The organism is Shewanella sp. SG41-4, from assembly GCF_014164505.1.
Lineage (GTDB): Bacteria > Pseudomonadota > Gammaproteobacteria > Enterobacterales > Shewanellaceae > Shewanella.
Genome location: NZ_JACJFI010000132.1, coordinates 1 through 11,250, shown reverse-complemented (window position 1 = coordinate 11,250; position 11,250 = coordinate 1). Strand labels below are relative to the sequence as shown.

Annotated in this window: 9 protein-coding genes; 3 read left to right on the top strand and 6 right to left on the bottom strand. The window is 40.9% G+C overall.

Features of this window, described 5'->3' with window-relative positions:
- Nucleotides 1–348: 348 nt before the first annotated feature.
- Complete coding sequence (locus tag H5202_RS12865) at nt 349–618, bottom strand: hypothetical protein (protein ID WP_182772420.1); 270 nt, start codon at nt 616–618, stop codon at nt 349–351.
- A gap of 423 nt (nt 619–1,041) precedes the next feature.
- Entirely contained in the window at nt 1,042–1,953 is a 912-nt protein-coding gene (locus tag H5202_RS12860; RefSeq protein ID WP_182772419.1) for a LysR family transcriptional regulator, read from the bottom strand.
- Nucleotides 1,954–2,180: 227 nt separating this feature from the next.
- Here H5202_RS12860 and H5202_RS12855 point away from each other — a divergent pair, with 227 nt between their 5' ends.
- Nucleotides 2,181–2,858: a glutathione S-transferase family protein gene (locus tag H5202_RS12855; RefSeq protein WP_182772418.1), complete on the top strand. Its 678-nt coding sequence runs from the start codon at nt 2,181–2,183 to the stop codon at nt 2,856–2,858.
- 141 nt (nt 2,859–2,999) lie between these two features.
- Nucleotides 3,000–4,127: a zinc-binding dehydrogenase gene (locus H5202_RS12850; RefSeq protein WP_182772417.1), complete on the top strand. Its 1,128-nt coding sequence runs from the start codon at nt 3,000–3,002 to the stop codon at nt 4,125–4,127.
- A 292-nt stretch (nt 4,128–4,419) separates the two neighbouring features.
- Here H5202_RS12850 and nrfD read toward each other — a convergent pair whose 3' ends face one another.
- The 4 genes from nrfD to H5202_RS12830 all read right to left on the bottom strand — a co-directional run bounded on the left by nrfD (nt 4,420) and on the right by H5202_RS12830 (nt 10,370).
- Nucleotides 4,420–5,361, bottom strand: a complete 942-nt coding sequence (nrfD, locus tag H5202_RS12845) for an NrfD/PsrC family molybdoenzyme membrane anchor subunit (protein ID WP_182772416.1) — start codon at nt 5,359–5,361, stop codon at nt 4,420–4,422.
- The gene (locus H5202_RS12840) at nt 5,358–5,930 is read right to left on the bottom strand and encodes a 4Fe-4S dicluster domain-containing protein (RefSeq protein WP_102036995.1); all 573 of its coding nucleotides are present in this window, start codon (nt 5,928–5,930) and stop codon (nt 5,358–5,360) included. The genes nrfD and H5202_RS12840 overlap by 4 nt, the downstream gene beginning before the upstream one ends.
- Before the next feature lie 28 nt (nt 5,931–5,958).
- Nucleotides 5,959–8,241, bottom strand: a complete 2,283-nt coding sequence (phsA, locus tag H5202_RS12835) for a thiosulfate reductase PhsA (RefSeq protein WP_182772415.1) — start codon at nt 8,239–8,241, stop codon at nt 5,959–5,961.
- A gap of 251 nt (nt 8,242–8,492) precedes the next feature.
- On the bottom strand, nt 8,493–10,370 hold the full coding sequence (locus H5202_RS12830; protein ID WP_220493870.1) for a sensor histidine kinase: 1,878 nt from the start codon (nt 10,368–10,370) through the stop codon (nt 8,493–8,495).
- A gap of 248 nt (nt 10,371–10,618) precedes the next feature.
- On the opposite strand from H5202_RS12830, the gene H5202_RS12825 reads away from it, so the two are divergent.
- Nucleotides 10,619–11,212 (top strand): response regulator transcription factor, encoded by a 594-nt coding sequence (locus H5202_RS12825; RefSeq protein WP_182772414.1) that lies wholly within the window; start codon nt 10,619–10,621, stop codon nt 11,210–11,212.
- The last annotated feature ends 38 nt before the right edge of the window (nt 11,213–11,250 follow it).

The window sequence follows — 11,250 nt, the reverse complement described above, 5'->3', positions numbered from 1 at the left end:
TTGATTACCAATAGCAGCATTTTCTCATTCGAGTATCTTTGGCGGCTCAAGGGCGCTCATTGACACTTTATGAAGAAATACATCCGCTAAATAAAAAAGAGAAGCCTAAAACCCATCTACTATTTATATCGCACTAAGCGTATTAACACAGTTGGTTGTACTTTGAGGCACGAACAAAACCAACTGACTTAATCCGTTTAAGGCTCGTTCGTTGAGATTACGAGGTCTAAACAGGCTTCAATACTACTCATCGAAGATGTAAATCCAACCTCTTTCTTCAGACTTTTCAATTAACCCCCGATAATGCCACTTATCGGGATTAACAAAACAGGAATTTATGAATTGCTATTAATCTTCCATCCAATCCATATTCGGTAGCGCATTCAAATGCTGGCCATAACGTATTGCGTTAAAAGAGGAACCATTTTTCATGACATCGGAAACTTCGATAGCCAACGCGCAAGCCATCATTTGAATGGCTTCATCACGCGGTGTACCTGTCATGACTAAACGCATCAAGGTTTCTTTTACCTTTTTGGGCTCACCGTCGGCGATTTGATTTTCGACTATTTCAATCAGTGTTTCTTTGGTCATGTAACTGTCTTGCTGCTTATCCATTATAACGACTCTGTTAAATATTTAACGCCATTATGCCGCAAGCATAGTGCAAGCAATAGAGTAAACTCCGAATTATTCGAGCGTTGCAGTCAATAACGTAACATTAAAGGCAGAGTAAGATTTATTTGTGCTTATAGTTTTATTGGATTTTGTACGCTCTAATGCATTTTTAAGCTGACAATATCATCCATTAACACTCAAAGGGGCATAAATGGGTCAAGCCCCTTACCCACTTATAGACAGTAACATGTCAGTAACTTACTAATTTAGTAAATTATTGATTAGGGTGTTTAGGGTAAATAAGTTGTGAATTACGTTAGTAGGAGTCGTTCACACCTGGATGGTTTAACTTCAACGGAATTCAATAAATTAGGCCGTTAAAGACTTCTACTCTTTTTTTACGTTATGGTTCTATCCATTTGCTTAACGCTCATTTGTGACTTTTATTTTTTCAACTAAAAAGTCTACTGCCGCTTTTACTTTCGGTACTAAGTAGCGCTGTTTTTGATACAACAAATAAACCGCCATATCAGAATGTTGAGTTATCGATAACTCATGCTCAAACTTAAGTTCTAGCAACTTACCAGACTCAAGATAAGACGCTAATGCCCATCGTGTAGACATTAAAATACCTTCTCCGTCACAAGCTTTTTTCGCCAACCATGGACCGTTATTTGAAATCGCGACTGCGGGGCCTGAGACATCATGCCATTGACCGTGCATATTACATAACCAAGGTGTTGGGCCTGTTGGCGCTTTAAAATACAGGCCGTTATGATGCGTTAACTCCATCGCATTGTTAGGTACGCCGTGTTTCTCTAAATAACCAGCTGACGCGACAGGAATAAAACCATTGTCCATTAATCTTATCGCTAACACTCGCTCATTTGGCGCGTAACCACCGCGAATAGCAATATCTACATCGTCACGTCCGAGTGTTGATAATTCGTCACTTAAACTGACATCTAATACAATTTCAGGGTATAACTCACTGAATTCATCTAACAACGGAAGCAATATCTTTTCACCAAAACCCACCATCGAACTGATCCGCAAACGCCCCATTGGTGTTGTTTGGTAACTACGAACAGTCTCATTGCTTTGCGACAGTTGATTCAATATTTGCTGTACATCGTTATAATAAATTTGCCCTACTTCGGTTAGTTTAACGATTCGAGTAGTACGCTTTAATAACGTCGCTCCCAAACTCTTTTCTAAATCAGCAACGCGTCTCGACAAGGATGATGGCGGTACATTAAACGCACTCGCCGCTTTGGTAAAACTGCCTGTTTCGACTACTTTACTGAAATACCGCATGGCTCGTAGTTGATCCAACTCACTTCTCCCTTAAATAAATATTTTGTATTCTTGTTTTATTATTGTCTTAAAAGCAATAGTGATTAGCATTTTCCGTTATATATAACCAAATTAAAACCAGTAATAATGAGCTTAACTTAAGCATTGCAACCACTATCCTGTTGCAACATGTTAAATACAGGGACATTAATCGCATTTTTCGGCAATTAAAAACAACCTTTACGTTAATGATGGAAAACTCACTTATGATTACTTTGCACGGTTTTGCCGCTAGCAACTATTACAACCTAGTGAAACATGTACTGCTATACAAACAACTGCCATTCCAAGAAAATCTTATATACGGTGGTAGTGAAGCGTTACTGGCAATCAGTCCTGCTGGCAAAGTACCTGTTATCTCAACGGCTGAAGGTTTTTACCTGTCAGAATCGAGTGTCATCTGTGATTTTATCGAAGAGACTTACCCTGCCATTCCGCTATATCCTGAAAATGCCTGTGAGCGTGCTGTTGTACGTCAAATTATGAAAATGGCTGAGCTGTATTTTGAACTGCCAAGTAGAAGGCTAATTCCTTATGCATTTACAGGCACAGAAGTTCCAGAATCAGTTAAAACTGAAGTACGCCAAGTATTAACCCGTGGTATTAGCGGCTTAAGTCGTTTATGTCAGTTTTCACCTTGGATTGCCGGCGAACAATTCACCATGGCCGACATCTACGTTTATTATGTGAACACCATAGTCAGCACGTTTGGATCTAGCCAACTTAACTGGGATGTACTGGCGGAAATACCAGGAATGAAACAGTGGAACGATGCCATGGGCCAAACGGTTATTGCCCAACAGGTGGAAGATGATCGCCTAGCAAATATGCCCAACTTTATGCAAAAAGTGAAAGCGCAAATCCAAGCAGCGAATGCTGGATAACACTTATCTAAACCAATTTATATTTACGATAAAAACAACCAATACTGATGTGTTGACTTTACTTCAATTCCGAACAGAACATGACCAATAGAATAACGTTATTGGTTTAAAGCATTCATTATTTTGCAGGAGAACATCTAAATGACCGATACCAACATTCAATTGACTTCATTAATCAGCGAAGACAATAAATTAACACTGGCGTTAAAAAGCATCGACATGCCACAACCTGGTGCCGATGAAGTGGTTATTCGCATTGAAGCTGCGCCATTAAACCCGTCAGACTTAGCCGTGCTTTTTAGTGTCGCTGATATGACAACTGCGATACAAGAAGGCACTGAACAAAGCCCAACTATTACTGCTGATGTTCCAGCTAAGTTTATGCAAGCGGTTAAAACCCGTGTTGGTAAGGCCATTCCTGTTGGCAATGAAGGTGCTGGAACTGTTGTCGCAGCGGGCTCATCACCTGCAGCGCAAGCATTAATGGGTAAAACCGTTGCGGTGATTGGCGGTGGAACGTATCGCCAATATCTCTGTGCCAATGTACAAAGCTGTTTAGCATTAACACAAGGCACTACAGCGGAAGAAGGTGCGTCTTCTTTTGTTAACCCGCTCACCGCATTAGCGATGGTTGAAACAATGCGTGCTGAAGGTCATAAAGCCATTATTCATGCGGCGGCGGCATCTAACCTTGGCCAAATGTTAAACCGTATTTGTATTGCCGATGGTGTCGATTTAATTAACATCGTCCGTAAAGTGGAACAAGAAACGCTGTTACGTGATATGGGCGCAAAATATGTTGTTAACTCTAGCAGTGACACTTTCCTGGCTGACTTAACTGCCGCGATAATTGAAACAGGCGCAACCATTGCATTTGACCCAATTGGTGGCGGTAAACTAACCAGTGACATTCTTAACTGTATGGAAGTGGCTGCTGCGCGTGATATGAAAGAACACAGCGTTTATGGTTCTGACACTTTCAAACAAGTTTACATTTACGGCGCATTAGACCGCGGTCCTATTACCTTAAACCGTAATTTTGGGTTTGCATGGGGCGTTAATGGCTTCTTATTATTTAATGCACTCGGTAAATTAGTCACTAAAACGGTTATGGCAATGCGTAAACGTGTTGCAGATGAAATAACCACCACATTTGCTAGCCATTACACCCATGAAGTTTCATTGTCAGAGGTATTACAATTAAAATCGATAGCGGGTTATGCTAAACAAGCTACCGGTGAAAAGTACTTAATTATCCCGCAAAAGTAATTAAGCTTAAAAGATTATAACAGCTTAATTTATTGATTTTTAAATTATTAAAAAGCAGATACTGATTATGGTATCTGCTTTTTATTGATTGATAATAGTAAACAGCTAGCCATATAGAAAGTGCATTACATCTTTGTCGAGTAACTGAATAGATGATGTATCAACGATAATATTCACGGACCTTTTTAGTTGATAAATAATGACATTATTACAGCGTATTAGGTAACTTTTACCCTCCAATCAACTTAAGTCAACGGGAGGGCGAAAGAGTACTTACCTACTTATTTAGTGGTTAACTTATATAACTTTGTCCTGCATAGATGATGAAGTGTCGTAATGCTAAAACACCCGTCAAACTGCAGCAGGCAACTGATATCATGATGGCTTTAGTGTGACGAGCATTGGCAGGTAAAAACATCGACAGGATGGGGACTATAAACCCGATACCGACTACGCCTATCCAAAACACGCTGGCCCAAATATCGTTACTTAATGATGCTAATGCTTCAGCAGCTGCGCCTCCGGTGAAATAAAGAGTACTAAACAACATCACTAAAAACATCATTTCAGACACGATTACCGGTAAATCTAGGCTGTGCATTTTTGCCACATCGTTATCATGGGGGCTGCTATTAAAACAGGTTAACGCAACGATTAAGTTACCCGCGGCTCCCGCTGATAAACCAGACGCTAAAAACAATGCCGGTAATACTGCAGTATTGAGCATTGGGTAGGCATTCATGGCCGAGATTAAAAAGCCCGTATACGCTCCAACGCCTATGGCAAGTACAAACAGTAGGATTTCAATTGCTTTACGCATCGGCAATAGCATGTGCCCTATTGGGGCTAAAAATCCTAATTTCCACTTTGGTAAATCATCTCGTAATACAATCAATGCATACGCAATACCTAACGGTGAATAAGCCAATAAGGCCAGCACACCAATCGCCATTACTGATGTAAAATTATAATTGACTAAGATGAGCCAGAAATGAAATGGCTTGGTTAAATCAAACACTAAACAGGCCAAGCCTAAGCTTATGGCTACTGGCCCGATAATGGCAGAGGCTTTTAATATCGAAGTTTCAATATTGCCCCCTTTACTATACCAACGCATACCAATACCAATGAGTACGCTACCTGCCGATAAACCGGCCATAAATAAATAAACGGCGATAACCCAGTTCCATGTCACTGGATCATATTGCGCCATGTCGCCCCATATATTGTTCATGACTCTATCCCTCCTCGTTTAGTCGGAACACGGTACACTCGTGGTTTGGTACCTAAATGCGTTTTGTCTTGATAGGTTATTTTTGTATTCAGTAATTGAGCAACCTCACTTTTGCTGTCGTTAGCATCTCCAAAATACAATGCATCTGTTGGGCATGCTGTAACACAAGCGGGTTGTTCACCTCTGGCTAGGCGCGTATCTTTACAGAAATTACATTTGTCTGCAGCCTTGGTTATGGGATTCATAAAGCGCACTTTGTATGGACATGCCGCGACACAATACATACAGCCAACGCACTTATCGTTATGAATAGACACTAAGCCATTTTCGTCTATGTAAGCGGCACCTGTAGGGCAAACACTGACACAAGGTGCGTCTTCGCATTGCTGACAGGACACACGGTGATATTTAAAATGTAAGTTTGGTGCTTCACCAAAAGGACCTTCCACCCTAACTTGCAGGCGTGTTACCCCTTCAGGGACTTCGTTTTCACTACGACAAGCTATATTGCAAGCTTGGCAGCCGATGCATTTATTTTCATCATGCACCATGACATATCGTTTGCTCATAGGAGACTCCAAATCAATTAGTTACCGGCTAAATTTTTACCAACTTGACACCCGTGGTATGTAAATTCATGCCACAGATGGGGGCGATGACATTAGGAAGTAGGTTGCCGCAATGGATACCTTTTCCTGTGGCTCGCACCAGTTCTTTGTTTTTGGAGCCAAAGCCCATGTATGCAAACACAGTATCTTGACGAATCCCTGGGGTGACCAAAGCGGTGCCTTCTTCACTGCCCACACTGCTGGTTAATCTAATCGCATCACCGCTGTGAATATCGAGTCGCCCAGCCGTTATTGGATGGATCCAAATCGCATTTTTCGACATAAGATTGGCTAGCATTGGAATATTATGGGTGGCGCCATTGGTGTGTACCGCGACCTTCCCTTGTATAAAGTACAACTCATCAGCTTGTTTTAGTTGTACATCGCGATGCTTAATCACACCTCGACCTGGTGCCATGCCTTCTATTTTGGGTGACGTTAATTCAATCTTGCCGCTGGGTGTTTTGAAGCTCATTGAGCTTGCATAAGTACCGTCTGCATCAACACTTTTGGCATTAGGATAAGCCTTAACGAATTCGCCAACCATTTCTGGTTCACGTAACATCAATGGTTTACCGTAGCTGACGTAACCCATTTTTTTGATGTGTTCTAACAAGCTGTGGTCGCGATTAAGCTGCATTAATTGTAATGTTTGTATATTTTCCCAAGGGTAGAATTGTTCAAGCCCCAAAGCTTGGCCTAATTCTTTAAATATTTGCCAGCTTGGGCGAGTGTTACCAATAGTTTCTACTACACGTTGACGAACATAATAGGCCGGGTTTTTACCTGATTTATCTTGTATCTCTTCATCGCGTTCTAGATAAGTCGATTCTGGCAAAATATAGTCTGCGTATGCTGCGGTTTCGCTGATATACAGGTCGCAAGACACCACTAAATCTAGCTTTTTAAGCGATTGCTCTACTTTGGCTCGGTCTGTAAGAGTTTGCATTGGGTTAGTACGGCTCATTACCCAAGCTTTCAATTGGTATGGTTTTGCGTCTAATGTTGCATCTAAAATGGTTTGATAAATGCCACCATTTGACCACATCATTGCATATTGTTTTTCAACTTGGTCAATGCGGATAGCCGTTGACTTAGGCATTCCTTCCACACCAGGAGTTGCTAGCGCTGGGGCCACATTTTCACCAGCGAGTTTGTTGTAGCCAGGTGCTTTCTGGCCCATGTAAATGCCCCCTTTTCGCTCGATGTTGCCAATCAGTATGTTGGCTGCATATAGCGCACGGCGCATATCGAACTCTTCGGGTGTAAAGGTAGCGCGATGGCCAAAATCAACCACTGCGTGTGGAGCGTGGCTTGCGTATTCATGTGCAATGCGTCGAATGGCAGTAGCAGATACGTCTGAAATAGTTTCGGCCCATTCTGGGGTATATTTTTGTACTTCAGCGGCGAACTCGTCAAAACCAACAACATATTTTTCAATGAAGTCATGGTCATATAAATTGTCATTAATCAACACATGACATAACGCTAACGCGACTGCGACATCGGTACCAGGACGTATTGCATGCCACTCATCAGCCTTATCTGCCACAATCGAGAATCTAGGTTCAAATACAACTAACTTGGCTCCTCTATCCATTTGAGCTTGCATCAAGCCTCTGGTTTCAGACATGTTGATGCCTTCATAGAGGTTATGCCCAAAGTTGATGATGTATTTGGCATTGCTTAAATCACGCTTCATTTTGGTGCCAAATATTGCCTTAGCAGCAACAACATAACTGCCCGGGCATGTTGAGGCATGAGTAAATGTATTGGGCGACCCAAAAGCCTCAGCAAGATGAAATATATGACCAGAAAGTGAACCAGACTTTGATGAGAATGCTATGGTTTCTGCACCATGTTGTTGTTTTATTTGGTTCATTTTGGTGGCTATTTCTTTATAAGCATCAGCCCATGAAATCTCTGCCCATTCACCTGCGCCGCGTTCACCCACACGCTTCAATGGATTAACGATGCGCTGTGGATCATAAAGTAAGCTATGGCCAGCTCCACCTCGGGCGCAGACTTTTCCACCAAACGATTTTGCTTCTTTATTACCCGTAATAAATACGTTTTTGCCATCTACAATGCGCGCCTTAATAGGACAGCGCGTTGAACACATTTCACAAATACTGGCAACTTCAGAAGCAACACCTTTTAAGGGTGATTTTTCTAATGCTGCTAGCGAACCAGGAAGCATGCTTGCTAAAGCACATGTGGCACCACTGGCACCCGCTCCCTTTAAAAAATGACGTCGATTTAACTCAATCATGATTGCCCCCCTTCATCTTCAACGAAGCACGAAGTTTTCTCTGTTTACTTATTATTAATGGTACTAACCAGATCCAAACTGTAGTCAGCATCATCGCTAACACCATTGTTAATCCATATGTAAATTAAGGGTATTGTGGTAAACCACATTGAGGGGCGTGATTTGATTGATATCACGGTTTAACATCTCAATAAAATGAGATAAGCAAAAAAGACAGGTTGGCATTTCAGTAAAGAAGAGTATTTGATTGATTAATCGGTCAAAGCATTTATTGGGATAACAATGAGAACCCGGCAACCATTTCGCCAAGGTGAGCTTGGGTCATCTTTACATTTCGATAAGTTTATCTGACCACCAAAAAGCGCAATAACATCATTACAGATGGACAACCCTAGTCCTAAACCATTGGCTTTGGTTGAAAAAAAGCTTGTTTTAAAATCATCGTTAGCACAGGTTAACCCAATACCATTATCATAAATTTTAAGCTGTAAAGTTTGATCAACAATGTGTAAATCAATCAGTATGCGTTTGTGGCTATGAAGCGAAAATTCTTTTTCGGACACCGCATCAATGGCATTTTTTAGCACATTAATTAACACCTGACAAAAGCCAACTTTATCACCTTGTAGCTTAATTTCAGTGGTAGTCAATTGAGTTTGAATGTGGATTTTTTCTTTATCAAACTCATGTTCTAGTAAGTCTAGGCAAACCATTAATTGTTCTTGTACGTCAAACTCAGTACTTGCAGTACCTTTTCGTTGCAACAATTCTCTGATCCTATGAACAATTTCTCCGGCACGCATTGACTGCTGGTGTATTTTTTCAAGTAATTGGTATTGTACTGAGTTTGTACCAATATTTTTTGCCTGCTCAATCATACCGCCTTCACTATATTGCGTGATGGCCGCAATGGGTTGATTGAGCTCATGAGCTAAACCAGCCCCTATTTCTCCTAATATTGCCGCGCTTTGCATGCGCTCCAGTTGCAATGCTTTATTTTTTAATTGGCGCTCTGTATTGATTAAGTACTCACTCTTTTGTCTAAATTTATATTCGAGCCAAAGGTGATATATAGTCGCGATAACAAATAAACCCAATAAACTAAAGCCCCATTTTTGATTGAGCTTTATCCATTGCCAGACTTGTAGGTAAACAGGGCTATCATCCGCATTTAAGTTTAGATCGTTAAACAATTTAACCACTTGAAACTGGCAAATCGGTGCAGCCCAACCTCGATTTTGTCCGACGATGGACGCTGGATGATCCATACTTATCGACAGTAAAGATCGAGTGATCTCTGTTCTTACCATTAACGGCACTGCATCCGACGATGCAAAGGACCAATTAGGATACAAAGGAGTGCTTACGGCACATTCATAATCGGCCGGAGTGATATCATTTATCACTCGATAATCGCTAGCCTTGATATACCCCTCTGCAACCATCTGTTCTAAAGTACAAAATGGCGTAATGGCAATATCTGCTGTGCCATCGCGGACTTGATAAATAAGCGGTTCAAGCGGAAAACCGAGAAACGTCACTTTGGAAAAGAAGTTACTGGTCGAATAGTCCAGTGAATGGATGAGCCCTATCGCAGCTTGGTATCCTCCTAATGCGTTAGGATCACTGGCCACCAGTGAATGCCCTGCAAGATCGTCTACGCTAAACAAATGGCTGTCTTTACGAACGATTATAGCTGCACCAATCGCAAAGGTGCTGCCATTATGTTGATTGCTCTTCATGGTGGCTAACCAGGAAATGGGATAGTCGCCACTCATATTAAAGTAATGGCCAGGGTTGGTGACAACAAACTGTATGTCGCCACTGATTAGCTTTTGATTCATATTGTTGAAGTCTAACGGCACAACCTCAAAGCTAGCATTGGCAACATTTTGACTTAAATAGTCCATTAATGGCTGCCAGCGCTCAATACTTTTAGCCACACCATAATTGGCAAGCACTGCAACTCGGTAATGTACTTCAGCATTGGCTTGAGTCGTAATGGGTTTTTCAATGGTCGCATCTGGTGTTACAGGCTGCGCACTTGCTTGAGTTAAATATCCAGCAAGAATTAATGAAAGTGCTCCAATCAGCAAAGTTTCAAATCGTATCCGTAACCTTTTAGCCATCTGACAACACTCAGTTAAATCAACACTCAATTGATAACACAATTAATCGATAGAACAATTAGTTAATACAATACTCTGTTTAGAAAATACTTAATTAACGTAACAAGGTAATGATTTTATGTACTAAACTCAGTGTAGTGCAACTTGATAAACAAAAAAGATGCATGCAGCACAAAAGCAACCAAACAATTTGATCCATAATCAACAATGATTACACTCTATTAACGTTGAATAAATCGATACTACATATGCACATGCTTAAAGATATTTATATGGTGGATGATGACCTAGCAATTCTTGATTCGATGCAATTTATGCTTTTGCAATATGAATACAACTTACAGGTATTCAATTCTGCTATTTCGTTTATTAATACCATAGATATTATCCAGCCAGGTTGTCTAATTGTGGACAGCAAAATGCCAGAAATTACCGGCCAAGAACTGCAACAAAAATTAATTGCCGCTAACAGTCCGTTAGGCATCATCTTTTTAACGGGTCACGGTGATCTGCCGATGGCGGTAAATGCATTTAGACAAGGTGCTTGTGATTTTTTTCAAAAACCTGTTAACGGAAAAGAACTGGTTGTCGCTATCGAAAAGGCCTTTACATGTAGCCATAAGATGTTTGAGTCAATCCTACTAAAACAACGATATAACACATTAACAGAGCGTGAAATCCAAGTGTTACATCTATTAATTGAAGGCAAGACCAACAAGCAAATGGCGGACGAATTATATCTTTCATTGCGAACAATTGAGGTACATCGGTCTAAAATCATTAAAAAACTAGCTGTGCATAATGCTGCCGAGCTGGCAAAATTCAGCCCTTTGTTAGCTTAGCTTTTATTATTAGCCTAGTTTTTACTCATAAAATAAGG

What these genes read in the sequence shown, in the direction of transcription:
- H5202_RS12850 (WP_182772417.1), top strand. Translation starts at nt 3,000, where the DNA reads ATGACCGATACCAACATTCAATTGACTTCATTAATCAGCGAAGACAAT.
- H5202_RS12855 (WP_182772418.1), top strand. Translation starts at nt 2,181, where the DNA reads ATGATTACTTTGCACGGTTTTGCCGCTAGCAACTATTACAACCTAGTG.
- H5202_RS12840 (WP_102036995.1), bottom strand. Translation starts at nt 5,930, where the DNA reads ATGAGCAAACGATATGTCATGGTGCATGATGAAAATAAATGCATCGGC.
- H5202_RS12825 (WP_182772414.1), top strand. Translation starts at nt 10,619, where the DNA reads ATGCACATGCTTAAAGATATTTATATGGTGGATGATGACCTAGCAATT.
- nrfD (WP_182772416.1), bottom strand. Translation starts at nt 5,361, where the DNA reads ATGAACAATATATGGGGCGACATGGCGCAATATGATCCAGTGACATGG.
- H5202_RS12830 (WP_220493870.1), bottom strand. Translation starts at nt 10,370, where the DNA reads ATGGCTAAAAGGTTACGGATACGATTTGAAACTTTGCTGATTGGAGCA.
- phsA (WP_182772415.1), bottom strand. Translation starts at nt 8,241, where the DNA reads ATGATTGAGTTAAATCGACGTCATTTTTTAAAGGGAGCGGGTGCCAGT.
- H5202_RS12865 (WP_182772420.1), bottom strand. Translation starts at nt 618, where the DNA reads ATGGATAAGCAGCAAGACAGTTACATGACCAAAGAAACACTGATTGAA.